We start from the raw sequence: 22,758 nt of genomic DNA, 5'->3' as shown, positions 1-22,758 counted from the left end.
ATCAATGTATGAATGGGTATTCAGGAGGATCGTATGCCAACCCGATGAAGACTGCGACCGCCGGCCGCAGGGGGAGGCTGTTGCCTGCGCCTACAATGCCGTGTCTCCCCTGTTACCCGTGAAGACCCCTTGAGCGCTGCCGAAACGACCCCTGACGGCCTTTCCCCGGAAGCCGAAACGACCCGCCAGCGGCGTGCCCGCACCGCCTGGCTGGCCGATCTTGCGCGCTCCGCTCGAGGTCGCCAGCGGCTGGCGGCGCTGTGCATCAGCCTGTCCGGCGCGCTGCTGATCGGCCAGGCCGCTGCCATCGCCTGGCTGGTGCAGCAGGTGCTGGTGGAACGCGCACCGCTGGCGTCGGGCCTGCCGGTGCTCGCTGGGCTGGCGGTGATCCTGGTGCTGCGCACGCTGCTGGGCAGCGCCACCCAGGCGGCTGCCGGTGATGTGGCCGATGCCGCGCGGTTGGCGCTGCGCGAGCGTGTGTTCGCGCGCTTGCTTGGGCATGGGCCGCTGTGGCTGCGCCAGCGCCGCACCGGCGAGCTGGGCGAACTGATGCTGCATCACGGTGATGCGATCGAGAGCTATTACAGCGGCTTCCTGCCGGTGCGCACCGAAGTGGTGGTGGTGCCGCTGCTGATCCTGTCCGCTGTGGCCTGGGTGGATTGGGTGGTGGCGCTGATCCTGCTGTTCACCGCACCGCTGGTGCCGTTCTTCATGATGCTGGTGGGCTGGGGCGCTGAAGCCGCCGGCCGTGCGCAGCTGGGCGAGCTTGCGCGGATGAGCGGCCACTTCGCCGACCGCATCAAGGGTCTGGGCCTGCTGCGCCTGTATGGCCGCGGCGAGGCCGAACTGGACGGCATCGCGGCCGCCGCTGAAGGCGTGCGCGTGCGCACGATGAAGGTGCTGCGGATCGCCTTCCTGTCGTCCACGGTGCTGGAATTCTTCGCCTCGGTGAGCGTGGCGATGGTCGCGCTGTACCTCGGCCTGAGCTATCTGGGCCTGATGTCGCTGCATGCAGCGGTGCCGACGCTGGGCGCCGGCCTGTTCTGCCTGCTGCTGGCGCCGGAGTTCTACGCGCCGCTGCGGCGGCTGGCCGCGCACTACCACGACCGCGCCAACGCGCTGGCCGCTGCCGCCGAAGTAGAGCGCCTGCTGCAGTCGCTGCCCGGGGAGCAGGGCTTGATCGAAAGCGAGGTTGCACCGTTGGCGGTGGAACCGGCCGAGGCTGCCTTGCCGCCGCTGCAGGCGCAGGGTCTGGTGCTGCGCCCGCTGGGTGCGCCGCATGATGTGCTGCAGGATCTGGACGTGCTGCTGGAACCGGGCCAGCGCCTGGCCCTGGTCGGTCCCAGCGGGTCCGGCAAGAGCACGTTGCTGGAAGCGCTGGCGGGGTGGTTGCCGCCGCGTGCCGGCAAGCTGCAGCTGCGGCCCGGCGTGCAGGTGGCGTACGCCAGCCAGCGGCCGTACCTGTTCCACGGCAGCATCGCCGACAACCTGCGGCTGGCTGATCCCGGTGCCAGCGATGCGCGCCTGCGCGCGGTCGCCGAGGCCTCGCAGGTACTGCAGTTCGCGCAACGCCTGCCGCAGGGGCTGGATACCGTGATCGGCGAGCGTGGTTTCGGCCTGTCCGGTGGTGAAGCACGCCGCATCGGCCTGGCCCGCCTGCTGCTGCGCGACCCGCAGGTGCTGCTGCTTGATGAACCCACCGCGTTCCTCGATGCCGATACCGAAGCGGCGTTGCTGCGCAGCCTGGCCGCCTATGCACGCGGCCGCAGCGTGGTGGTCGCCACCCACAGCCCTGCGGTGATCGCCTGGGCCGACCGCTGCCTGCTGTTGCCGGAAGGCCGCCTGGTCGAGCCGGCACAGGCGGTGCGCGCATGAGCCGTTCGCCTGATTCGCTGCGCGCGGTGTTCCTGCGCCATCGCCCGCGCCTGCTGCTGACCGTGCTGCTGCTGTGGATCACGATGCTGGCCGGCACCGCCCTGCTGGGCCTGTCCGGTGGCTTCCTGACCGCCGCTGCGCTGGCCGGTGCGGCCGGGCTGGCGCAGGGCTTCAACTTCTTTTCGCCGTCGGCCGGCATCCGCGGCCTGACCATGGCGCGCATCGTGTCACGCTACTTCGAGAAGCTGGTCGGCCACGATGCCACGCTGCGCATCGCCCGCGATCTGCGCGTGTGGTTCTTCCGCCGCGCGCTGCCACTGGCACCGGCGCGGCTGGGGGCCACGCGCACCGGCGAACTGCTGGCACGCCTGCTGGGTGACATCAATGAGGTGGATGGCCTGCTGGTGCGTGCGATCGGGCCACTGGTGGCGCTGGGTGCGCTGTCACTGGTGGCGATCGCCTCGGCCGCGGTGATCCTGCCGTCTGCGGCGGTACTGCTGGCGGTGCTGGCGTTGCTGATCGCCTTCGGTGTGCCGTGGCTGGGCGTGCGTGGTCGCGACGATGAGGAGGCCGACCGTGCCGCGCATCGTGCTGCCCTGCGTACCGCAGCCTTCGAAGGACTGGAGGGCGCGGGTGATCTGGCCGCGTTGCATGCCGATGCAGCGTGGCAGTTGAAGGTGCGCGTGGCGGCAAAACAGCTGGCTTCGCGGGATCGTCGTCGGCGCTGGCGCCTGATCGCGGCCTCGACCCTGCATGGCCTGGTCGCCGGGCTGGGCCTGGTGGCGATGCTGGCGTTGGCCCTGCATGCGGCCGAACAGCAGCGCATCGCGCCGGAAATGGCGGCGGGTCTGGTGTTCCTCACCGTGGCACTGATCGAACTGTGGGCCGGCATGGGCCTGGCCTGGCAGTCGCTGCAGTCCGGGCGCATCGCCGCCGATCGCCTGCAGGCCATCGTCGAGCAACCGCCGACGGTGGAGGACCCGCAGGCGCCGCAGGCGGTGCCGCAGGCCGCGCGCGTGCATTGGGATGACGTGCACTTCCAGTGGCCCGGTGCGGCGCGGCCGGTGTTGTCCGGCCTGCAGCTGACACTGGCGCCGGGCGAGCGGATCGCGATTCGCGGCGACAGCGGCAGTGGCAAGACCACCCTGTCGAGCCTGCTGCTGCGGCTATGGGATCCGCAACAGGGACGGTTGACCTACGGGGGCCGCGACCTGCGTGATTTCGCCCAGGCCGACTGGCACCGGCAACTGGCGTGGCTGCCGCAGAACGCGCCGGTGTTTGCCGGCAGCGTGGCCGAGAACCTGCGATTGGGTGATCCCGATGCCAGTGACGCAGCGTTGTGGGCGGTGCTGCGTCGCGTGCGCCTGGGTGAGTGGGCCGAGCGCAACGGTGGCCTGCAGACCTGGGTGGGCGAGAACGGCGCGACGATGTCGGCCGGCCAGGCACGACGCCTGGCGCTGGCGCGCGCGCTGCTGCGCAATGCGCCGATCCTGCTGCTGGACGAACCGACCGAAGGCCTGGACGTGGATACCGCACGTGCGTTGCTGCAGGACCTCTCCGGGTTGCTGGACGGGCGCAGCCTGCTGATGATCACCCACGACGACCTGCCCGACGGCGTGGTGGATGCGCAGTACCGGTTGCGTGATGGGGGAGTGGTGCGCGAAGCGTGAATGGTAGTGCCGGCCGCTGGCCGGCAACCTCATGGCGCTTGATACGGATACGGAATTGCCGGCCAGCGGCCGGCACTACCCATTCGAAGGGTTACCGCGAGAACTCGCGCAGCATCACCGCGATCGAGGCCACGTTGGCCAGCACGCACAGCCAGAACACCCACTGGAATCCGGCTTTGCGATGCTTGTGGCGGAACAGCGCCTGGCCCAGCAGCGCGCCCGGCCAACCGCCGGCAAAAGCCAGCAACTGCAGTGTGCGCTCGGGAATCCGCCACTGCTTTCGCTGCGCCGCGCGCTTGTCGTGGCCGTACAGGCCGAACGACACTGCGCTGGAGAGCAGGCACCAACCGCCCAGCCACAGCGGCAGCACGCCGCTGACCGTCAGTGCGATCAACGCACCGAATGCGGCCAGCGCGAGGTTACGCCGCCATGCCACTTACAGCGCGTCGAGGAAGCCGCGCACGGCCGGGCCGAAACGCTCGAAATCGACGAGGAAGGCGTCATGGCCCTGCGGCGACTCCAGACCGATGAAGCGCGCATCGGCACCGCCGGCGCGCAGGCCGTCGGCGACCTGTTGCTGCTGCTGCACCGGGAACAGGATGTCGGTGTTGGCGCCGATCGCCAGCGCCTTCTCCACCCGGATCTTCGCCAGCCCGGCCAGCACGTCGCCGTCGGCATACTCAGCCAGGTCGAACCAGTCCATCGAACGGCTCAGGTACAGATAGCAGTTCGGATCGAAGAAGCGCACGAAGCGCCGTGCATGGCCTTCCAGATAGCTTTCCACCTGGAATTCGAGGCCGAACGGATCGTCGTCGGCCTGGTCCGAATCCAGCCGCACGCGGCCGAAGCGCCCATCCCATTCCAGTGCCGAACGGTAGGTGATCACGCCCAGCTTGCGCGCCATGCGCATGCCGGACTCGGGATACTCGGCATCGTCGTAGTGGCCGCCATTCCAGCGTGGATCAAGGCGGATCGCCTCGCGCTGCAGCGAACGGATCGCGATCGAGAACGGCAGTGCCTGCGCACTGCCGGAAATGTTGACGTGGCTGCGCGCAATGCCCGGGTGCAGCATCAGTACCGCGAGTGCGGTCATGCCGCCCATTGAATTGCCGACCACGCAGGCCAGCTGTTCGATGCCCAGGGCACGCACGACTTCGATGGCGGCGCGTGCGCCGTCTTCGATCGACAGCTCGGGGAAGTCGAGGCGATACGGTTGGCCCGTGGCCGGGTTGAGCGAGGCGGGACCGGTCGAGCCCTTGCAGCTGCCCAGCGAATTCACGCATACCACGAACCAGCGGTCGGTATCGATCGGCTTGCCGGGGCCGACCATGCCTTCCCACCAGCCCACTGCGGGGTTGGCGTCATTGGCAGCGGCGTGTGCATCCGGCGACAGGCCGGTCACGATCAGGATCGCGTTGCTGGCGTCGGCGGCCAGCGTTCCCCAGGTTTCGTAGGCCACGCGTGCGCCATGCAGGGCGCCACCGCGCTTGAACGGGAACGGCGAGGGCAGGGCGTGGAAGCGGGTGCCGGGCGGGATGAATTCGGTCATGCAGCCATTCTAGCGGGGCCGCATGTGGAGCTGGCGACACGCTGGTTTCCATCGGCGATGCATCCGGTAGTGCCGGCCGCTGGCCGGCAACCTCATGAATCTGGATGCGCCCGCGTGGTTGCCGGCCAGCGGCCGGCACTACGGGAACCGCAGCTCCACCACGCCTTCATGCGGCAGGCTCACCTTTACCGGCACGCTCTGCAGATCGTCCTCGCTGCGGTTGGCACTGCCGCTGCGCGAGATGCGTGCCAGCACTTCCACTTCGCGATGCGCGGACAACGGTGCGGTCGGCATCGGGCTGTCTGCGTCGCCCAGCCCGACCGTGGCCGGGAAACCGGCCAGAGGCAGCTTGCGTGCGGCCACCGGCATCGGCGGTCCACCCACGGCGCGGGCCAGCACGAATACCTGGGTGCTGGCGGGCCACTCGGCGTTGTTCAGCGCAGGCAGTTGCACGCGCACCTGCAGCAGCGCCGGTGGCGCCGCAGCGGCAGCATCGGGCGCCTGGCCGGCGGCCTCACGGGCGATGGCGATCTGCGCCTGCAGCGCCTGCGCGGCGCCGGGCTCAAGCCGTGGCAGCAGGCCGCTCCAGATGTCGGCAGCCTCGGCATTCTTTCCGCGCTGGCGCAGGGCGATGCCCAGCAGCCAGCTGGCGCGCTCTGCATCGGGCGCCAGCGCACGAGCCTGCTGCAACCAGGCCATCGCGGTGTCATCGAACTGCTTGCCGGCATCGGCCTGCGCACGTGCCTGCGCCGCTTCCACCAGCACGCCGGGGTCTTCCGGGGCGAGAGCGGCAGCACGTGCGAAGGCATCCGCTGCGGCTGCGGCGTTGCCCAGTTCGGCCTGCGACCGGCCCAGCAGCGTCCAGCCATCGGCTCGCTGCGGGTCTCGCTTCAGTGCATCCTGCAGGGCCTGCACGCCATCGCGCAGGGTGGCTACCGACGGGGTCGGTTGTACCTGTGCGGCACGCGGATCACCAACCAGCAGATACAGGCAGGCACCGGCCACGCCCAGCGCGAGCACGCCCACCACGAAACCGCGGCGACCGTGGTGGCGCAGCGGCCACAGCACCAGCGCCGCCATCAGTGCGGCCACTAGTCCAGCCAGCATCGGCAGCCAATGGCTCACCATCCGTCTCCTTCATCGGTCTTGCTGGCGGGGGCGGCAGCAACCGTGCGGCCACGGCGGCGGACGATGCCCAGTACCACCAGCGCGCCGGCGCCAAGCACCAGCAGCGGACCGCCCCACAGCAGCCAAGTGCCCGGCTGCAGAGGCGGTTGATAGAGCACGAACTCACCGTAGCGGGCGACCAGGAACTGCTTGATCTGCGCGTCGTCGTGGCCCTGCTGCATCAGCTGCAGCACCTCGCGACGCAGGTCCTGGGCGATCTGCGCGTTGGAATCGGCCAGCGACTGGTTCTGGCACTGCACGCAGCGCAGCTGCGAGGCCAGGTCGTGGAAGCGACGTTCTTCGGCGCCATCGCGGAACTGCAGGGGCTGTGGATCGTGCAGCGGCTGCTGGGCCAGCACGGCCAGCGGCAGCATCAGAAGCAGCAATGCCAGCAGCCAGCGCATGGGCTCAGGGCGCCGTGTGCAGCGTGCTGCCGGCATTGCCCTGGGCCTTCTCGATCTTCTCCAGTGCCGGGATCAGCTTCTCGTCGACCACGCGCTGGGTCATCGCACCGCTGTACTTCCAGCGCACGACGCCGCTGCCATCGACCAGGAAGGTCTCCGGTGCGGCGGTCACGCCCCAGTCGATCGCGGTGCGGCCTTCCACGTCGCTGAGCACGACCATGAACGGGTTGCCCAGCTGTTCCAGCCAATGCAGGGCATCGGTCGGTTCATCCTTCCAGTTGTAGCCGATCACGCGCACGCGCTTGCTCTCGGCGAAACGGGTCAGCACCGGGTGTTCCTCGCGGCAGGCCGCGCACCAGCTGCCCCACACGTTAAACAGGTAAGGCGCGCCGCGCAGTTCGTCGCTGTGCACGATCATTTCCGGGTCGTGCAGCACCGGCAGCGCGAACGCCGGCGCCGGCTTGTCGATCAGCGCCGATGGCAGCACGTCGCGCTGCGGATCGCCCGATTTCATCACCCCGTAGATCATCAGCCCGAGCAGGCCGAAGAAGAACAGCACGCCGATCACGATGGCTACCGGCGGCAGCGGGCGGGAGGGGCGCGGGGCGGGGGACTCGGACATGGAAACTCCTACGGACGAAGGAAGCGGCGGTCGGCGGCGGTGATGAATCCGCCTAGGGCCATCAACAGCGCGCCCAGCCAGATCCAGCGCACGAACGGCTTGATGTGCACCCGGACCGCCCATGCATTGTTGCCCAGCGGCTCGCCCAACGCCACGTAGACATCACCATCGAGGCGTGCATCGATGCCGGCCTCGGTCATCACCTGGCCGCCGCTGGCGTACTGGCGCTTTTCCGGATGCAGCAGGGCCAGCTCGCGGCCGTTGCGGAACACGCGCAGGTGGCCGCGGTCGGCGATGAAGTTCGGTCCTTCGCGATGGTCCACGCCCTCGAAGCGTACTTCGTGGCGGCCGACCACCACCTGCTGGCCCGGTGCCAGCGCCACTTCACGCTGTACGTTCAGGGCTTCCACCAGCAGCGCACCGGCCAGGAACACGGCGATGCCGGCATGGGCGACGATCATGCCGAGCATTTCGGCGGTGAAGCGGCCATTGCCGCGCAGTCGCTGCCAGACGAAACGTGCGGTACCGAAGCCGACCCAGACCGCGGCAGCGACACCGAGACCGGCCTTCCAGCCGTTCTGCGGCGCCTGCCACCAGGCCAGCGCACCCAGCAGCACCGCCAGCCCCAGCCAGGGTGCCAGCAGCGCGAACGCGCGCGAGGGCTGGTCGCGTTGCCACTTCACCAGCGGGCCGAACGGCAGCAGCAGGATCATCGGTGCCATCAGCAGCAGGAACAGGCTGCCGAAGTAGGGCGGGCCGACCGAGATCTTGCCCAGCGACAGTGCATCGGCCAGCAACGGATACAGTGTGCCGAGCAGCACCATCGCGCAGGCGGTGGCCAGCAGCAGGTTGTTGGCCAGCAGCAGGGTCTCGCGCGAGGTGGCGGTGAAGCCACGGCGCGGATCGTCGGCGTCCACGCTGAGCTGGCTGGCACGCAGCGCGTACAGCAGCAGGCTGCCGCCGACCAGCACCGACAGGAACACCAGGATGAACAGGCCGCGCGACGGATCTGCAGCGAACGAATGCACGCTGGTCAGCACACCGGAGCGCACCAGGAAGGTGCCGAGCAGCGACAGCGCGAAGGCCGCGATCGCCAGCAGCAGGGTCCAGCTGCCGAAGGTGCCGCGCTTCTCAGTGACCGCCTGCGAATGGATCAGTGCCGCACCGACCAGCCACGGCATGAAGCTGGCATTTTCCACCGGGTCCCAGAACCACCAGCCGCCCCAGCCCAGCTCGTAATAGGCCCACCAGCTGCCCAGCGCGATGCCCAGGGTCAGGAAGCCCCAGGCGACGTTGGTCCACGGCCGCGTCCAGCGCAGCCAGCGTGCGTCGACACGACCTTCCAGCAGCGCGGCCACGGCGAATGCGAACGGCACCGCGAAGCCGACATACCCGATGTAGAGCATCGGTGGGTGGATGATCAGCCCGGGGTCCTGCAGCAGCGGGTTGAGATCACGGCCTTCCAGCGGGGCCGGATTCAGGCGCAGGAACGGGTTGGAGGTGAAGATCAGGAAGGCGAGGAATCCGACGCTGACGATGCCCATCACCGCCAGTACACGCGCCTGCACCGGTGCCGGCAGGTGCCGCGAGAACAGCGCCACCACGCCGGTCCACAGCGCCAGCACCAGTGCCCACATCAGCAGTGAGCCCTCGTGCGCGCCCCACACCGCCGAGTAGCGGTAGATCATCGGCAGCAGCGAATTGGAGTTCTCGGCCACGTAGCGCACCGAGAAGTCCTGCTGCACGAACGCAGCGGTCAGCACGGCGAACGCGCCGGCGACCAGCAGCAGCTGCGCGAACGCGGCAGGTCGTGCCACCGCCATCCACGCGTTGTTGTTGCGCTGCGCGCCGACCAGCGGCAGGCCGGCCTGCAGCAGCGAGGCCAGCAACGCGCACAGCAGCAGGATCTGACCCAGTTCGGGCAGCACTCAGCGCACCTCGGGTGCCGTCACCGGCACGTCGTGCTTGCGATGTGCGTCGCCCATCTTGTCGGCCACTTCCTTCGGCACGTACTTCTCATCGTGCTTGGCCAGCACCTCGTCGGCGACGAACACATCGTCCTGCAGGCGGCCGCTGGCAACCACCGCCGTGCCTTCGGCGAACATGTCCGGCAGGATCCGCGACGTGGTCACCGCCAGCTGGGCATCGCCGTCGGTCACTTCAAAACGTGCTTCCAGCGAACCGACCGGGCGGTTGAAGGAGCCCTTCACCACCATGCCGCCCAGGCGGAACCGCGACTGCGCATCGACATCGCCGCGCAGCACTTCCGAAGGCGTGTACAGGTAGGCGATGTTGCGTTCCAGCGCCATCGCCACCAGCGCGGTGGCCAGCCCGGAGGCGAGCAGGGCCAGCAGTACCCAGACCAGGCGGCGACGTTGTACCGGCGTCATCGTTCCAGCTCCGTCGACAGCGGCGCCGCAGCGTCCTGTTTGACGGCGCGGGTCTGCTGCCGCTGCTGGCGTGCCAGCGCCAACCGGCGTGCCACGCGCAGGCGCAGCCACGAACCGATGGCATCGGCGCCGAGTACCAGCACGAACACGGCGTAGGCGCCGATCACATAGGGCAGGTGGGTCATGGCTGGGCCTCCCCGGCCGGACGTGCGGCATCGACGCGGCCGCCGACCCAGGCCTTGCCGGCCTCGCGGTCGAGATTGTCGGCACGGGCCTTGGCCAGCACCGAACCGGCGAACCAGAACTTGGTGCCGATCACCATCCACCACAGCGGCGCGATCATCGCGCTGCTGATCGCCGATTCACCGAACACGTTGATCGACTGGCGCTGGTGCAGGCCGCCCCACCAGTCCACCGAATAGCGGATCACCGGCAGCAGGCTGACGCCGACGATGGCCAGCAGGCCGGCTGCGCGTGCGGCGCTGCGGCGGTCTTCGATGGCGTGATACAGGCCGATCACGCCCAGGTACAGGAACAGCAGCACCAGCTCACTGGTCATGCGCGGGTCCCAGTCCCACCAGGTGCCCCAGGTACCCTTGCCCCAGATGCTGCCGGTGAGCAGGGTGATCAGGGTGAAACCGGCACCCATCGGTGCGCAGGCCATGGCCAGGATCTCGCAGACCTTGATCCGCCAGATCAGCGCGATGGCGGCATACAGCGCCATCAGCGCGAACACGAACAGGCTCATCCAGGCGCTGGGCACGTGGATGTAGAGGATGCGGAAGCTGTCCAGCTGCTTGGCTTCCGGCGGCACCACCAGCAGCGCCTGCCACATGCCGACCAGCAGCACCGGCACCGCCGCGAGGTAGAACACCCGCGACCAGCGGGCAGCGAATCGGTCGAACGTGGGGGGCGAACCGAGTTGGTGGAACCAGCGGACAATCGGATTCATGCGTGGCGGCTATCCAGCAGGGGTGGATTGGCTCTCAGCTCGGTCAACTCAGAGAAATACGTATTGCAGCGGCGGTGGCCAACGGCGCCAGCACCAGCGCGACCAGCAGGCCGGCGCCCAGCATCAGCAGCGCACCGACCGGATCCTGTCCGCGTCCCGCCGCTGCCAGGCTGCCTGCACCGAACACCAGCACCGGCACGTACAGCGGCAACGACAGCAACGCCACGAGAATACCAGAGCGCCGGATGCCTACGGTCAGTGCAGCGACCACGCCACCGATCAGGCTCAGCAACGGTGTTCCCAGCAGCAACGATGCCAGCAACATCGGCAGCTGGTCATGCGGCAGATGCAGCATTTCGGCCAGCAACGGGCTGACCACGATCAGCGGCAGCGCAGTGGTGGCCCAGTGCAGCAGCACGCGCACCAGCACCAGCCAGGCCAGCGGCACCGGCGCCAGCAGCCATTGCTCCAGCGAGCCGTCTTCGGCATCGGAGCGGAACAGTGAATCCAGTGACAGCTGGCCGGCCAGCAGCACGGCCAGCCACAGCACCGCGCCGGCGGTGACGGCCAGTAGTTGCGGTTCGCGGCCCTGGGCGAGCGCGAACAGCACCACCACCAGTACCGCGAACAGCAGCGGCTGCAGCGCATCGCCGCGGCGGCGCCAGAGCAGGCGCAGGTCGCGCTTGAGCAGGGCCGCTGCGGTCTGCCACAGGCCCGGTTCGGTGCCTGGCGCGATCATGCGGTACCGCCTAGGTCGAGCTGGCGGGTACGCACCGGTGGTGCAGCATAGGCGCCGTGGGTGGTGACCAGTGCAGCGCCGCCGGCACGCAGATGCGCGGAAATCATCCGGTTGACCAGGGTGATGCCCTCCAGGTCGAGGTTGGCATAGGGTTCGTCGAGCAGCCACAACGGCGCCGGTGACAGCCAGATGCGTGCCAGTGCCAGCCGCCGCTTCTGTCCGGCGGACAGATGCCGAACGAGAGTGTCCTCATAACCGGCCAGGCCGACGATGGCCAGCGCGTTGCCCGGCATCTGCCGTGCGCGACGGCCGTGCAGGCCGCACAGGAAATGCAGGTTCTCCAGCGTGTCCAGATCGGGCTTCAATGCGGGCAGGTGGCTGAGGTAGGCGACGTAACGCGCGCGCTCGGCATTGCCGGCCGGCCTGCCATCGATCCGCACCTGCCCGGCACCAGGCCGGGCCAGGCCCGCCAGCACGCGCAGCAGGGTGGTCTTGCCGGCGCCATTGCCGCCCTGAACCAGCAGGGCTTCGCCGGCGTCCACATGGAAGTCCAGCGGGCCGAACACCGGCTCGTCATTGCGGGAAAAGCTCAGGCCGCTGGCGGCCAGCAATGCAGGGGTGTTCAAGGGGCAAAGGTCTTCATGCCGGAGTGCGGCGGCAATTGTAGCGGTGAATTCACAGGGTAGTACCGGCCGCTGGCCGGCAGGTGCGACCCAGCGTCGCAGATTGCCTGGGGTTGCCGGCCAGCGGCCGGCACTACCGAAGCAGGGATTGCGTAAACTCAGGGGTCTGTCTCCCCATATCCCCAGGCCGATGCAACCCACCACCAAGCTGCCCAAGGTCGGTACCACGATCTTCACCGTGATGTCCCAGCTCGCCGCCGAACACGGCGCAGTCAACCTCGGTCAGGGGTTCCCGGACTTTTCCGCACCGCAGCGCCTGATCGATGAAACCGCCAGGGCGATGGCCGCCGGGCTGAACCAGTACCCGCCGATGACGGGTGTGGCGCCGCTGCGCCAGGCCATCGCGCAGAAGGCGTTGGACTGCTACGGCGCGCAGGTCGACGCGGACAGCGAAATCACCGTCACCAGCGGCGGCACCGAGGCCATCTTCAACGCCATCCATGCCGTGGTGCGTGCGGGCGAGGAAGTGATCGTGCTCGACCCGGCGTATGACTGCTATGAACCGGCGATCGATCTGGCTGGCGCCAAGGCCGTGCACGTGTCGCTGGATCCGCAGACGTTCGCGGTCGACTGGGACCGCGTGCGTGCGGCGATCACCCCGCGTACCCGCATGCTGATCGTCAACACCCCGCACAATCCGTCCGGTGCGATGCTGTCGGCGCAGGACATGCAGGCGCTGGCCGAGCTGCTGCGCGGCACGCAGATCTACCTGATCTCCGATGAGGTGTACGAACACATCATCTACGACGGTCGCCGCCACGAGTCGGCGCTGCGCTACCCGGAACTGCGCGAGCGCGCGTTCGTCATCTCCAGTTTCGGCAAGACCTACCACTGCACTGGCTGGAAGATCGGCTATGCGATCGCCCCGCCGGCGCTGACCGCCGAGTTCCGCAAGGTGCACCAGTACAACACCTTCACCAGCTTCGGCCCGGCGCAGTACGGCTTCGCCGCGATGATCCGCGATGAGCCCGAACACCACCTGGAGCTGGGTGCGTTCTACCAGGCCAAGCGCGATCGCTTCCGCGAACAGCTGGCCAGCACCCGGCTGAAGGCGCTGCCGGTGCCGGGCGGTTACTTCCAGCTGGTCGACTACTCGGCCATCAGCGACCTGCCGGACCATGAGTTCGTGAAGTGGCTGACCATCGAGAAGGGCGTCACTGCCATTCCGCTGTCGCCGTTCTACGAGAACCCGCCGGCCGGCCAGCGCCTGGTGCGCCTGTGCTTCGCCAAGAATGAAGCAACGATGGACGCGGCGATCGAACGCCTGCGCCTGCTCTGAGCGGAGGCGTGAACATGCAGGACCTGCGCATTTCCCTCGTCCAGGGCGACACCCGCTGGCATGACCCGGCGGGCAACCGTGAGTACTACGGCGCGCTGCTGGCACCGCTGGCCGGCACCACCGATCTGGTGGTCCTGCCGGAGACCTTCACCAGTGGCTTCTCCAACGACGCCATCGCCCAGGCCGAAGGCATGGACGGCCCGACCGTGGCCTGGGTGCGCGAGCAGGCCAAGGCCTTGAACGCGGCGGTCATCGGCAGCGTGCAGCTGCGCGAGGGCGAGGGCGTCTACAACCGCCTGCTGTTCGCCACGCCCGACGGCGAGCTGCAGTACTACGACAAGCGCCACTTGTTCCGCTATGGCGGCGAGCACGAGCGCTATGCGGCCGGTCGCGAGCGCCTGAGCGTGGAATGGAAGGGCTGGCGGATCAATCCGCAGGTCTGCTACGACCTGCGTTTCCCGGTGTTCTGCCGCAACCGTTACAACGTTGAACGTCCACAGCAGCTGGATTTCGACCTGCAGATCTTCGTCGCCAACTGGCCGTCGGCACGTGCCTATGCGTGGAAGACACTGCTGCGTGCACGTGCGATCGAGAATCTGTGCTTCGTTGCCGCGGTGAACCGTGTCGGCGTCGATGGCAACCAGCTGCATTACGCCGGTGACAGCGCGGTGATCGACTTCCTCGGCCAGCCACAGGTGGAAATCCGCGAGCGCGAACAGGTGGTCACCACCACCATCTCGGCCGAGGCGCTGGCCGCACACCGTGCGCGCTTCCCGGCGATGCTTGATGCCGATGCCTTCCACCTGGACGAGCAGGCCTGAGCGATGGCCTGAACGCCGCCGCACCAGCACGCGCGCCTGCATTCAACGTGCACGCGCGCGCTGCTAGATTCGCCGCCAGTCCGACCGAACTGGAAGTCCTGCCATGAACACGCCCTTCGCCCTGCTGCTGGCCCTGTCCGCCGCATCGCTGGCCCCGGCCGCGCACGCCGCCGGCAACCTCGATTGCCAGCTGCGCTACAACCTGTCCGGCTGGTCGCTGATCTACAAGACCGCCTCCGGCAATGGCACGGTCACCTGCAGCAACGGCGCCAGCATGCCGGTGCGCATCCAGATGAAGGGCGGCGGCCTGACCGTGGGCAAGTCGAAGATCACCAACGGGCGTGGCAGCTTCACCGGCGCGGTCAGCGTCAACGAACTACTGGGTACTTACGCCTCGGTGGGTGCGCACGCCGGTGCGGTGAAGTCCAGCAACGCGCAGGTGATGACCAAGGGCGACATCTCGCTGGCCCTGTCCGGTACCGGCAAGGGCTGGGACCTGGGCGTGGACGGCACCGCGTTCACCCTCAGCCGGCGCTGAGGCGCGACGGCTCGGCAGATCCCCAGCTGATGCGGATGTAGTGCTGTTCGGAATCGCTCAACAACCGTTCGACACCGAAACCATTCTTGAGCAGTTGTGCGGTCACGTCTTCGACGAGCTGCTCGCTGGCCATCACCTGGCTGAAGCCGAACACGAGATAGCGGCGGCCATTCTCCGAGCCGATCTGGATGGCGTTGTCGAGGTCGCGGTAGAACAGTTCGATCGGGCGCTTGGCGGCATCGGCGTTGGCGCGGGCCTGTTCGGCGGTAATGGTGATCATGGGCATCTGCCTGGTGTGGGAGAGCGCGCACGATAGCCAGGGAATCAAAGCCGTTCCCGGAAGCCGCGCACAGTGCGCTGCTTTTGCAGCAATTCCTAGGCTGCAGCGGGACGCCGCCGCTGCAGCCACAAGGCCAGCAGGCCACACACGATGAGGGTCGGTGCCAGCAGCTGCACTGCACCGACCAGCGCCATTGCCGCACCGATCAACAGGTAGTAGAGCAGGCCGAAGAGCGCGCCTGCGCTGCCGAGACAATGCGGATAGCCGCGCAGGGCCTGGCCGAGCACATTGGGAATGGCAAGGCCGAAGCCCGTCACCACCGGCACCATCGCCGCGACCAGGGCAGGGTGATCATGCAGCAGCGCGGCCAGCAGGCCTCCCGTCAGAACCAGGCCTGCGGCGATGCGGATGCGCGTGGTTGCGGCAACGCCTGCACGCAGCAGGCGGCCATTGCCCCACGCGCCCAGTGCCGAGCCCAATGCCAGCACCGCGCCGCTGGCGCCGAACCAGGTGGCTGGCCAGTGCAGGCGCGCAAACACGAAGGGGCCGAGTGCATACCAGCTGTACATCGCCACGTTGAAGGCCATCACCAGCAACGCGTGTGACCAGATCCAGCGATCGCGCAGCAGTTCCCGCAGCAGCGGCAGCATGAGCGTGTGCGGGATCTGTGCAGGGCGGCTTTCGCGCAGGCCAGCCAGGCATGCGACTGCCAGCAGGGCAGCTATCAGCAGCAGGCCGGACTGTACGCCGAGATAGCCATTGGCGGTGACCAGCAGCGTGCCCAGTGCAAGACCGATGGCCGGGCTCAGGGCGAGGGCCATGCCGATCCAGGAGAATGCCTGCGCCAATGCCGGCCCCTGCAGATGGTCGCGCAGCACGGTCTGGGTGACCACCGAAGCGGCGGCGGCGCCGACTGCGGCCAACGCCTGGGCCAGCAGCACCTGGCCGAAGCTGCCAGCCATCAGCCCGCCCAGTGCAGCCACTGCGAAGACGCCGAGGCCACAGAGAAGGGCGGGGCGACGACCGATACGATCGGCCAGGCGCCCCCACAGCAGCACGCCTGCAGCGAAGCCGAACAGGTACAGGCTCATGGCCTGGCTGGCGGCACTCGGCGGCAGGGCGAAGCGTTCGGCCAGATCGGCCAGGGCCGGGCTGTACAGGGTCTGTGCCAACTGCGGAAACATCAGCAGTGCAATGGTGAGCAGCAACAGGCGGCGCGACATGCGGGCGCTCCAGAAACAGGGCCGCGCATTGTGGTTGCGTCCGCAATGGCGCACTCTGTCTATCCTGTCATCGAATGCATGAAATCAGACATGGCCTGGTTGCAGCCGGATGCGCACTTCGACGCCGATGCCTGGGGCGCTCCGGTGCTGGGTATCGCGGCCTCATTGGCCGATCACGACTCGGGTTGGCACCAGCATGCGCGCGCGCAGCTGCTGTACACCCGGCAGGGCTGTACGCGCCTGACCTACGGTGATCGCATCAGCCTGCTGCCGCCCGCGCGCGCAGCGTGGATTCCGGGTGGGCTGCGCCATCGCGCGCAGATGCGCCAGGCGGTCGACTACCGTTCGTTGTACTTCGATGCCACCCTGTCGGCCCAACTGCCCCGCCAGCCGGCCATCATCGGCGTGGGCCCGCTGCTGCAGGCCTTGCTGGAGCCGATCGCGCAGGCACCGTTCGACCATGACTGGCAGTCGCCGCGCGCACACCATCAACTGGCGTTGTGCGTGCTGGAAATCGCCGCTGCACCGGTGGCGCCGATGGACCTGCCTCTGCCGAGTGATCCGCGGATCGCACGTTGCCTGCCGCTGGCCGAACAGTTGCCGCCCGAACTGGGGGAGCTGGCTGCGCGCACGGGCCTGAGCGCGCGTACCGTCGGCCGGTTGATGCAGCGTGATACCGGCATGAGCTACCAGGCCTGGCGCCAGCAATGGCGCCTGATGCGGGCCATGGAGCTGCTGCTGCTCGGCCATCGCGTCGCGCATGTGGCGCAGGACACCGGCTTCTCCGCCGAGAGCCCGTTCATCGCCTTCTTCCGCAGCATGACCGGCACCACACCCGCCGCGTTCCAGCGCCACGCAAAAGGGGACGGAGGGGATTAAGTCGCTTTCGCCCCTTCGACACACGCCGTGGCAAAAACGACTTAATCCCCTCCGTCCCCTTTTTAAAGAAAAACCCCGGCCGGAGCTGGGGTTTTTCATTTCAGTCGGATCGCTGATCAGCCGCCGCGCGGGCCGCTGCGGCGCGGGCCGCCCGGACCGCGGTTGCCGCCGGGGCCGCCCGGGCCTCGGTTGCCACCCGGACCACCGGGACCACGGTTACCGCCCGGGCCACGGTTGTTGCCACCGCCCGGACCGCGACCGCCCGGACGGGCGCCCTGCGCCGGCTTCGGGCTGCCATACGGGGTGAAGCCCGGGGTGGCGTGGTCGGACGGGAAGCTCGGGGCATTGCCCGGATGGCCGTACGGGTGCTTGTTGCCCTGGCCCTGCGAGCGGTTGCCCGCGCCGGCCGGACGACCTTGGCCGCCTGCGCCGCCACGGCCTTCACCGCCGAAGCCGCCACGGCCCTGGCCGCCACCGGCGCCAGCACCCGGACCCTTCGGCTTGCCGTACGGACGGCCCTGGCCGCCTGCGCCCGGACCACGGGCACCCGGGCCACGTGCGCCCGGACCGGCATTGCGATGGCCGCTCGGGCCGGTGCTCACGCCATCCGGCACGTACCAGGTGCGGAACGCGGCCGGGTTGCCTTCCGGCAGCGAACGATCGTTCTTCTGGGCACGCTGCTTGAACGGCTTCTGCGACTGCTTGGCCGCCGCTTCGCCGCTGACCGTCAGGCCGCCCTTGAAGCCGCCGCCCTTGCCGCCGCGACCACGGCCGCGGTCTTCGCGCACGTTGTCGAAGCGACGCAGCTCGCGACCTTCGTCGGCGGTGTTGTGGCCGTTGACGTAGGCGTTGCCGCGGCCACCTTCGCGCACGCGCACGGTGGTCTTGGCGGCGCGGCGCTGGCCGATCACCGGCTGCAGGGTCAGTGCCGACGGTGCGCCTTCTTCCAGCTTCAGCTGCGCGCGCAGGGCTTCAACCTGCGCGGTGCCCAGTTCCACTGAATGGCCACGGGCCAGTTCGCGCGGCAGGCTCACCTTGCCGTAGCGGGTGCGCTTCAGGCGGCTGACCTGGCAGCCCTGCGACTCCCACAGGCGACGCACTTCGCGGTTGCGGCCTTCCTTCACCACGACGCGGAACCAGTCGTGCGAGTCGGTGCCGCCGATGCGTTCGATCTCGTCGAACTTGGCCGGACCGTCTTCCAGCGCGACGCCACGGGTGAGGCGGTCGACGATGGCGTCGGAGACCTTTTCCTCGCCTTCCGGCGCGCGCACGCGCACCACGTATTCGCGCTCGACCTCGAACGACGGGTGCATCATGGCGTTGGCCAGTTCACCGTCGGTGGTGGCCAGCAGCAGGCCGGTGGTGTTGATGTCGAGGCGGCCGATCGCGATCCAGCGCGCGCCCTTCAGCGGCGGCAGCGATTCGAACACGGTCGGGCGGCCTTCCGGATCATCGCGGGTGGTCACTTCGCCTTCCGGCTTGTTGTAGACCAGCACGCGCGACGGCTCGGCCAGGGCGGTGGCGACGAAGCCACGGCCATCCAGTTCGATCTTGTCGCCGCTCTTGACCGACATGCCGGTCTGCGCGACTTCACCGTTGACCTTGACCAGGCCTTCGGCAATGCGCTGTTCCAGCGCGCGGCGCGAGCCAAGGCCGGCCTGTGCCAGCACCTTGTGCAGGCGTTCTTCCAACTTGAACTGTTCGGAGGTGGCTTCGCGCTTGAGCGAGAGCTTGTTCAACGACAGCTTGCGAGGGGTGTCACTCATCAGTTTTGCTCCGGCCGACGGTTTCGGGGTCGGCCTCTGGTTCGGAATCGGCTTGGTCAACAGCCACGGTCGTCATCGCGACGGCGTTGTCTTCGCGTTCGTTCACTGGCACCGCGCGCTCGCCCGGCGCGGAATCGGGGTGCCCATCATCGAGGGGCGAAGGTGCTTGCTCATCGGAAGCCGGCGCAGGGGCTGCGTCGGCGGAATCGGGGGTGTCACTGCCGGCCAGGCCGGCATCATCGTTCGCGGCAGCGCCTTCGTCGCCGGCCGAGATGTCAGGACCGTCGGCGCTTGCCGTTGCCGGTGCATCGCGGTCCAGGGACAGCTGGGGTTCCAGCTCGCCCAGGTCCTTCAGTTCCGACAGTGGCGGCAGCTCATCCAATCGCTTCAGGCCGAAATAATCCAGAAAGCCCTTGGTGGTGCCGAACAGCGCCGGCTTGCCGGGTACGTCGCGGTGGCCGACCACGCGGATCCACTCGCGTTCTTCCAGCGCCTGGATGATGTTGCTGCTGACCGCCACGCCGCGCACCTGCTCGATCTCGCCGCGGGTGATCGGCTGCCGGTAGGCGATCAGCGCCAGGGTTTCCAGGGTGGCGCGGGTGTAACGGGTCTTGCGTTCGGTCCACAGCCGGCTGATCCAGCCATGCACTTCGCCGGTGACCTGGTAGCGGAAGCCGGAGGCGACCTCGACCAGTTCCACGCCGCGGCCTTCGCAGGCTTCGCGCAGGCGTTCCAGTGCGCGTTCGATGCTGCCCGGCGGTGCCGGTTCCTCTTCCGGGAACAGGTCCTTCAGCTGGGCCAGGGTGAGCGGCTGGCTGGAGGCCAGCAGCGCACCTTCGACAATGCGGTTGATCAGCAATTGATCCATCGGCAGTCAGCGCTCACTCGTCTGCATTGGCGGCGTCGTTGTCGTCGAACTCGCTGCTGAACTGCAGCGGGGCGTTGGTGTTGCCGGCGGCCAGCGATTTCACGTAGATCGGCGCCAGCGGTTCTTCCTGGACGATGTCCAGCAGCTGTTCCTTGGCCAGTTCCAGCACCGCCAGGAACGTGACCAGCACGCCCAGCTTGCCTTCTTCGGCCGTGAACAAGCCTTCAAAACGATAGAACTTGCCATCTTCCAGGCGTCCCAGCACTTCGCCCATGCGTTGCCGCACGCTCAGTGCCTCACGCTTGATGGCGTGGCCGCTGAACAGCTCGGCGCGCTTGAGCACGTCGTGCAGCGCCAGCAGCATCTCCTTCAGGTCCACCGGCGGCGGCAGTTTCACCGTAGCGCGTTCGGGCATGAAGGCATGGGCCAGGCTGGTGTCGCGGTCCTGGCGGGGCAGGGCGTCGATGTCCTCGGCGGCCTGCTTGAAACGTTCGTATTCCTGCAGCCGGCGCACCAGCTCGGCGCGCGGGTCGGCCTCATCGCCTTCCTCGCTGACCGGGCGCGGCAGCAGCATGCGCGACTTCACCTCGGCCAGGATCGCGGCCATCACCAGGTACTCGGCGGCCAGCTCGAAGCGCAGCTCGCGCATCACGGTGATGTATTCCACATACTGCCGGGTGATCTCGGCGACGGGAATGTCCAGGACATCCAGGTTCTGGCGGCGGATCAGGTACAGCAGCAGGTCCAGCGGGCCTTCGAAGGCATCCAGGATGACTTCCAGCGCGTCCGGCGGAATGTACAGGTCCTGCGGAATCTGCAGGACCGGTTGCCCATGCACCACGGCCAGCGGCATTTCCTGCTGCTGGGGGGCGGGCGGCCGGGTTGGCGGGTTCGCGTCGAGCGCGAGTTCGGAAGTCATCTAATGGACATCAGGATTGCAACGGACCAGTCGCGGCACCGGGTTCGCCGGGCCAACGCCACGGAGCCCCAGGGCACCAGACACGCCGGGATCGGCGCGATTCCACACATATCAAACAGCAGGACGCGCCGCAGGAAACGGCAGCGACGGAACTACGGGGAGGTCGTCTACGTGGCCCGGCCAGGTGGTCCGGTTTGAAGCAGCGGGACGGTCGTCGGGGGCTGCGTTGGCCGCAAAAACCGACGGGCTGCTGCATCCAGCCACGTGCAATGGAGTCTAGGGTAAGCCTTTGTTGCGCCAGTGTCCAGCCGGGCCGGGGCAGGGGCCGCATTGGCTAGAATCTGCGGACCCGACAACGCAAGCGAGGAAATGCCGGTGTGGTATGTGATCGAAGGGTATGACGGCCAGGATGTGCTGGCGCAGCGGCTGCAGGCGCGGCCGGAACACCTGGCGCGGTTGCACGCGCTGCGCGACGAGGGACGCCTGCTGCTGGCCGGCCCCTGCCCGGCGGTGGACAGTGAAGACCCCGGCCCGGCCGGTTTCAGCGGCTCGGTGGTGATCGCGCAGTTCGAGTCGCTGCTGCAGGCCCAGGCCTGGGCCGACGCCGACCCGTACGTGGCCGCCGGCGTCTACACCCGCGTGCAGGTGCGACCGTTCCGGAAGGTGTTGCCGTGAACGCGGAACGGATCTCGCGAATGCGTGATGCGCTGCAGCATGCGCTGGCGCCGAGCGTGCTCGAGATCGAGGACGACAGCCATCGCCACGCCGGCCATGCCGGTGCGCGCGATGGCCGCGGCCATTTCAACGTACATGTGGTCAGTGAACGCTTCGCCGGACTGGGCCCGCTGGCCCGGCATCGCGCGGTGTACGCCGCGCTGGGGACGATGATGGAGACCGATATCCACGCGTTGTCCATCCGCGCGCAGACCCCGTCAGAACAGGGCTGAGCCCTTGTCCCACGCTGTCCTGGCGGGTCCCTGCGGGGGCTCGCTGCAGACAGATTTCCATGTCCATTTCGGGACATTCGCCTAACGGACTGTTTACAAGCCCAGATGGAAACGCTTACATTCCGCGCCAATGCTGGTAGGTCCAAGCCGTGGAGGGCGGCTTCGTGAACAAGGCAGCTATCACAATCAAAGACGTCGCTCGCGAAGCCCGGGTCTCCGTGGCCACGGTTTCCCGCGCGCTCAACGGGCATGAAAATGTCGCCGAACCGGTCCGCCAGCTTGTGCTGGAGGTGGCCGCACGGCTGCGTTACACCCCGCACGCCGCCGCCCGCAGCCTGAGCAGCCGCCGCACCAATACGGTGGGCGTGGTACTGCCTGACCTGTACGGCGAATTCTTCTCCGAACTGATGCGTGGCATCGACAATGTCGCCCGTAGCCGTCGCCAGCACCTGCTGGTGTCCAGCTACCACGGTGACCAGGAGCAGCAGGGCGCGGCCCTGCGCGCCATGCGCGGCCGCGTCGACGGCCTGCTGGTGCTCTCGCCCTATGCCGAGAGCCCCGGTTTCCTGACCGACAACCTGCCGCAGTCGTTGCCGACGGTGTTGATCAACACCTATCTGCCCGGGCAGGACCACCCGGTGCTGAGCATCGACGACCATGCCGGTGCGATGGCGATGACCCGCCATCTGCTTGACGCCGGCCACCGTCGCATCGCTTTCATTTCTGGCCCGGATCTCAACTTCGACGCGCGCGAGCGCCTGCGCGGCTTCCGTGACGCGCTGGCGGCTTTTGGCGGTGGCGCCGAGGGCATCGAGCTGCCCGGTGATTTCGACGAAGCTTCCGGCCATCGCGCCGGTCAGGAGTTGCTGGCAGCCGGAGCGCTGCCTGATGCCGTGTTCGCCGCCAACGACATGATGGCCCTGGGATGCCTGTATGCATTCACGCAGGCCGGTGTCCGTGTTCCGACCGATGTCGCCCTGGCGGGTTTCGATGACATTCCACTGGCGCGTTTCGTCCACCCGTCGCTGACCACCATGCAGGTCAGCATCGCCGAGCTCGGCGACCGGGCCATGACGCGCCTGCTGCAGTTGATGGACGGCACCTCCACGGACGGGACAGGGGACAAGCAGACCCTGGTTCCCCGCTTGATAGTTCGCGATTCCACCACTCCGCCATCGGGCCATTGA

Annotated in this window: 25 protein-coding genes; 9 read left to right on the top strand and 16 right to left on the bottom strand. The window is 68.1% G+C overall.

Annotated elements, in window-relative coordinates; translation table 11 throughout:
- The first annotated feature begins 129 nt into the window (after positions 1–129).
- Together cydD and cydC are read left to right on the top strand one after the other, a co-directional pair.
- On the top strand, positions 130–1,875 hold the full coding sequence (gene cydD, locus ACZK13_RS14225) for a thiol reductant ABC exporter subunit CydD (protein ID WP_253143598.1): 1,746 nt from the start codon (positions 130–132) through the stop codon (positions 1,873–1,875).
- Positions 1,872–3,545 carry a thiol reductant ABC exporter subunit CydC gene (gene cydC, locus ACZK13_RS14220; protein ID WP_253143597.1) on the top strand — a complete coding sequence of 558 codons (1,674 nt, stop codon included), beginning with the start codon at positions 1,872–1,874 and terminating at the stop codon, positions 3,543–3,545. Before cydD ends, cydC begins: the two co-directional genes overlap by 4 nt.
- Positions 3,546–3,636: 91 nt before the next feature.
- Here cydC and ACZK13_RS14215 read toward each other — a convergent pair whose 3' ends face one another.
- From ACZK13_RS14215 to ccmA, 11 genes are all read right to left on the bottom strand, one after another.
- The gene (locus tag ACZK13_RS14215; protein ID WP_253143596.1) at positions 3,637–3,981 is read right to left on the bottom strand and encodes a DUF1294 domain-containing protein; all 345 of its coding nucleotides are present in this window, start codon (positions 3,979–3,981) and stop codon (positions 3,637–3,639) included.
- Entirely contained in the window at positions 3,982–5,094 is a 1,113-nt protein-coding gene (metX, locus tag ACZK13_RS14210; protein ID WP_125894446.1) for a homoserine O-acetyltransferase MetX, read from the bottom strand.
- A gap of 138 nt (positions 5,095–5,232) precedes the next feature.
- Entirely contained in the window at positions 5,233–6,222 is a 990-nt protein-coding gene (locus ACZK13_RS14205; RefSeq protein WP_253143595.1) for a tetratricopeptide repeat protein, read from the bottom strand.
- Complete coding sequence (locus tag ACZK13_RS14200) at positions 6,216–6,665, bottom strand: cytochrome c-type biogenesis protein (protein ID WP_253143594.1); 450 nt, start codon at positions 6,663–6,665, stop codon at positions 6,216–6,218. Before ACZK13_RS14200 ends, ACZK13_RS14205 begins: the two co-directional genes overlap by 7 nt.
- A gap of 4 nt (positions 6,666–6,669) precedes the next feature.
- Entirely contained in the window at positions 6,670–7,287 is a 618-nt protein-coding gene (locus tag ACZK13_RS14195) for a DsbE family thiol:disulfide interchange protein (protein ID WP_125894442.1), read from the bottom strand.
- Between the two features lie 8 nt (positions 7,288–7,295).
- A complete protein-coding gene (locus ACZK13_RS14190; RefSeq protein WP_253143593.1) occupies positions 7,296–9,215 on the bottom strand; it encodes a heme lyase CcmF/NrfE family subunit in 1,920 nt (639 codons plus the stop codon).
- Positions 9,216–9,677, bottom strand: a complete 462-nt coding sequence (ccmE, locus tag ACZK13_RS14185) for a cytochrome c maturation protein CcmE (RefSeq protein ID WP_032129787.1) — start codon at positions 9,675–9,677, stop codon at positions 9,216–9,218.
- Complete coding sequence (locus tag ACZK13_RS14180) at positions 9,674–9,862, bottom strand: heme exporter protein CcmD (protein ID WP_032129786.1); 189 nt, start codon at positions 9,860–9,862, stop codon at positions 9,674–9,676. Before ACZK13_RS14180 ends, ccmE begins: the two co-directional genes overlap by 4 nt.
- A complete protein-coding gene (gene ccmC / locus ACZK13_RS14175; RefSeq protein ID WP_006378253.1) occupies positions 9,859–10,629 on the bottom strand; it encodes a heme ABC transporter permease CcmC in 771 nt (256 codons plus the stop codon). The genes ACZK13_RS14180 and ccmC overlap by 4 nt, the downstream gene beginning before the upstream one ends.
- 43 nt (positions 10,630–10,672) lie before the next feature.
- Complete coding sequence (ccmB, locus tag ACZK13_RS14170; protein ID WP_478481841.1) at positions 10,673–11,368, bottom strand: heme exporter protein CcmB; 696 nt, start codon at positions 11,366–11,368, stop codon at positions 10,673–10,675.
- Positions 11,365–12,192 carry a heme ABC exporter ATP-binding protein CcmA gene (ccmA, locus tag ACZK13_RS14165; protein ID WP_478482526.1) on the bottom strand — a complete coding sequence of 276 codons (828 nt, stop codon included), beginning with the start codon at positions 12,190–12,192 and terminating at the stop codon, positions 11,365–11,367. The genes ccmB and ccmA overlap by 4 nt, the downstream gene beginning before the upstream one ends.
- On the opposite strand from ccmA, the gene ACZK13_RS14160 reads away from it, so the two are divergent.
- The 3 genes from ACZK13_RS14160 to ACZK13_RS14150 all read left to right on the top strand — a co-directional run bounded on the left by ACZK13_RS14160 (position 12,182) and on the right by ACZK13_RS14150 (position 14,689).
- Positions 12,182–13,330: a pyridoxal phosphate-dependent aminotransferase gene (locus tag ACZK13_RS14160; protein WP_032129783.1), complete on the top strand. Its 1,149-nt coding sequence runs from the start codon at positions 12,182–12,184 to the stop codon at positions 13,328–13,330. The genes ccmA and ACZK13_RS14160 overlap by 11 nt on opposite strands.
- Before the next feature lie 14 nt (positions 13,331–13,344).
- The gene (locus ACZK13_RS14155; RefSeq protein WP_253143591.1) at positions 13,345–14,151 is read left to right on the top strand and encodes an amidohydrolase; all 807 of its coding nucleotides are present in this window, start codon (positions 13,345–13,347) and stop codon (positions 14,149–14,151) included.
- A 103-nt stretch (positions 14,152–14,254) separates the two neighbouring features.
- Positions 14,255–14,689, top strand: a complete 435-nt coding sequence (locus ACZK13_RS14150) for a hypothetical protein (protein ID WP_253143590.1) — start codon at positions 14,255–14,257, stop codon at positions 14,687–14,689.
- Here ACZK13_RS14150 and ACZK13_RS14145 read toward each other — a convergent pair.
- Both ACZK13_RS14145 and ACZK13_RS14140 read right to left on the bottom strand, forming a co-directional pair.
- Positions 14,676–14,969, bottom strand: a complete 294-nt coding sequence (locus ACZK13_RS14145) for a hypothetical protein (RefSeq protein ID WP_049401115.1) — start codon at positions 14,967–14,969, stop codon at positions 14,676–14,678. The two genes, ACZK13_RS14150 and ACZK13_RS14145, sit on opposite strands and share 14 nt — an antisense overlap.
- Before the next feature lie 95 nt (positions 14,970–15,064).
- Complete coding sequence (locus ACZK13_RS14140; protein ID WP_478481840.1) at positions 15,065–16,192, bottom strand: MFS transporter; 1,128 nt, start codon at positions 16,190–16,192, stop codon at positions 15,065–15,067.
- A 90-nt stretch (positions 16,193–16,282) separates the two neighbouring features.
- On the opposite strand from ACZK13_RS14140, the gene ACZK13_RS14135 reads away from it, so the two are divergent.
- Positions 16,283–17,071 (top strand): AraC family transcriptional regulator, encoded by a 789-nt coding sequence (locus tag ACZK13_RS14135; RefSeq protein WP_253143588.1) that lies wholly within the window; start codon positions 16,283–16,285, stop codon positions 17,069–17,071.
- Between the two features lie 116 nt (positions 17,072–17,187).
- Here ACZK13_RS14135 and ACZK13_RS14130 read toward each other — a convergent pair whose 3' ends face one another.
- Genes ACZK13_RS14130 through ACZK13_RS14120 form a run of 3 tightly spaced genes read right to left on the bottom strand, consistent with a single transcriptional unit; the run spans position 17,188 to position 20,624 of the window.
- Positions 17,188–18,837, bottom strand: a complete 1,650-nt coding sequence (locus ACZK13_RS14130) for a pseudouridine synthase (protein WP_253143587.1) — start codon at positions 18,835–18,837, stop codon at positions 17,188–17,190.
- Entirely contained in the window at positions 18,830–19,705 is an 876-nt protein-coding gene (gene scpB, locus ACZK13_RS14125; RefSeq protein WP_125894427.1) for an SMC-Scp complex subunit ScpB, read from the bottom strand. Before scpB ends, ACZK13_RS14130 begins: the two co-directional genes overlap by 8 nt.
- A gap of 13 nt (positions 19,706–19,718) precedes the next feature.
- On the bottom strand, positions 19,719–20,624 hold the full coding sequence (locus tag ACZK13_RS14120; RefSeq protein ID WP_006456456.1) for a segregation and condensation protein A: 906 nt from the start codon (positions 20,622–20,624) through the stop codon (positions 19,719–19,721).
- 375 nt (positions 20,625–20,999) lie between these two features.
- Between ACZK13_RS14120 and ACZK13_RS14115 the strand changes: the two genes are divergently transcribed.
- From ACZK13_RS14115 to ACZK13_RS14105, 3 genes are all read left to right on the top strand, one after another.
- A complete protein-coding gene (locus ACZK13_RS14115) occupies positions 21,000–21,299 on the top strand; it encodes a YciI family protein (RefSeq protein ID WP_032129789.1) in 300 nt (99 codons plus the stop codon).
- Positions 21,296–21,571 carry a BolA family protein gene (locus tag ACZK13_RS14110; protein WP_434060509.1) on the top strand — a complete coding sequence of 92 codons (276 nt, stop codon included), beginning with the start codon at positions 21,296–21,298 and terminating at the stop codon, positions 21,569–21,571. The genes ACZK13_RS14115 and ACZK13_RS14110 overlap by 4 nt, the downstream gene beginning before the upstream one ends.
- Before the next feature lie 149 nt (positions 21,572–21,720).
- Entirely contained in the window at positions 21,721–22,758 is a 1,038-nt protein-coding gene (locus tag ACZK13_RS14105; protein WP_032129774.1) for a LacI family DNA-binding transcriptional regulator, read from the top strand.

The sequence above is a fragment of the Stenotrophomonas sp. 99219_Sma genome (genome assembly GCF_056480785.1).
Note: the sequence above shows the minus strand (reverse complement) of the source record. Positions and strands in the feature narration are given on the sequence as shown.

Coding starts and splice junctions, on each gene's coding strand:
- cydC (WP_253143597.1), top strand. CDS start 1,872: ATGAGCCGTTCGCCTGATTCGCTGCGCGCGGTGTTCCTGCGCCATCGC.
- metX (WP_125894446.1), bottom strand. CDS start 5,094: ATGACCGAATTCATCCCGCCCGGCACCCGCTTCCACGCCCTGCCCTCG.
- ACZK13_RS14205 (WP_253143595.1), bottom strand. CDS start 6,222: ATGGTGAGCCATTGGCTGCCGATGCTGGCTGGACTAGTGGCCGCACTG.
- ACZK13_RS14200 (WP_253143594.1), bottom strand. CDS start 6,665: ATGCGCTGGCTGCTGGCATTGCTGCTTCTGATGCTGCCGCTGGCCGTG.
- ACZK13_RS14195 (WP_125894442.1), bottom strand. CDS start 7,287: ATGTCCGAGTCCCCCGCCCCGCGCCCCTCCCGCCCGCTGCCGCCGGTA.
- ccmE (WP_032129787.1), bottom strand. CDS start 9,677: ATGACGCCGGTACAACGTCGCCGCCTGGTCTGGGTACTGCTGGCCCTG.
- ACZK13_RS14180 (WP_032129786.1), bottom strand. CDS start 9,862: ATGACCCACCTGCCCTATGTGATCGGCGCCTACGCCGTGTTCGTGCTG.
- ccmC (WP_006378253.1), bottom strand. CDS start 10,629: ATGAATCCGATTGTCCGCTGGTTCCACCAACTCGGTTCGCCCCCCACG.
- ccmB (WP_478481841.1), bottom strand. CDS start 11,368: ATGATCGCGCCAGGCACCGAACCGGGCCTGTGGCAGACCGCAGCGGCC.
- ACZK13_RS14160 (WP_032129783.1), top strand. CDS start 12,182: ATGCAACCCACCACCAAGCTGCCCAAGGTCGGTACCACGATCTTCACC.
- ACZK13_RS14155 (WP_253143591.1), top strand. CDS start 13,345: ATGCAGGACCTGCGCATTTCCCTCGTCCAGGGCGACACCCGCTGGCAT.
- ACZK13_RS14150 (WP_253143590.1), top strand. CDS start 14,255: ATGAACACGCCCTTCGCCCTGCTGCTGGCCCTGTCCGCCGCATCGCTG.
- ACZK13_RS14145 (WP_049401115.1), bottom strand. CDS start 14,969: ATGATCACCATTACCGCCGAACAGGCCCGCGCCAACGCCGATGCCGCC.
- ACZK13_RS14140 (WP_478481840.1), bottom strand. CDS start 16,192: ATGTCGCGCCGCCTGTTGCTGCTCACCATTGCACTGCTGATGTTTCCG.
- ACZK13_RS14135 (WP_253143588.1), top strand. CDS start 16,283: ATGGCCTGGTTGCAGCCGGATGCGCACTTCGACGCCGATGCCTGGGGC.
- ACZK13_RS14130 (WP_253143587.1), bottom strand. CDS start 18,837: ATGAGTGACACCCCTCGCAAGCTGTCGTTGAACAAGCTCTCGCTCAAG.
- scpB (WP_125894427.1), bottom strand. CDS start 19,705: ATGGATCAATTGCTGATCAACCGCATTGTCGAAGGTGCGCTGCTGGCC.
- ACZK13_RS14120 (WP_006456456.1), bottom strand. CDS start 20,624: ATGACTTCCGAACTCGCGCTCGACGCGAACCCGCCAACCCGGCCGCCC.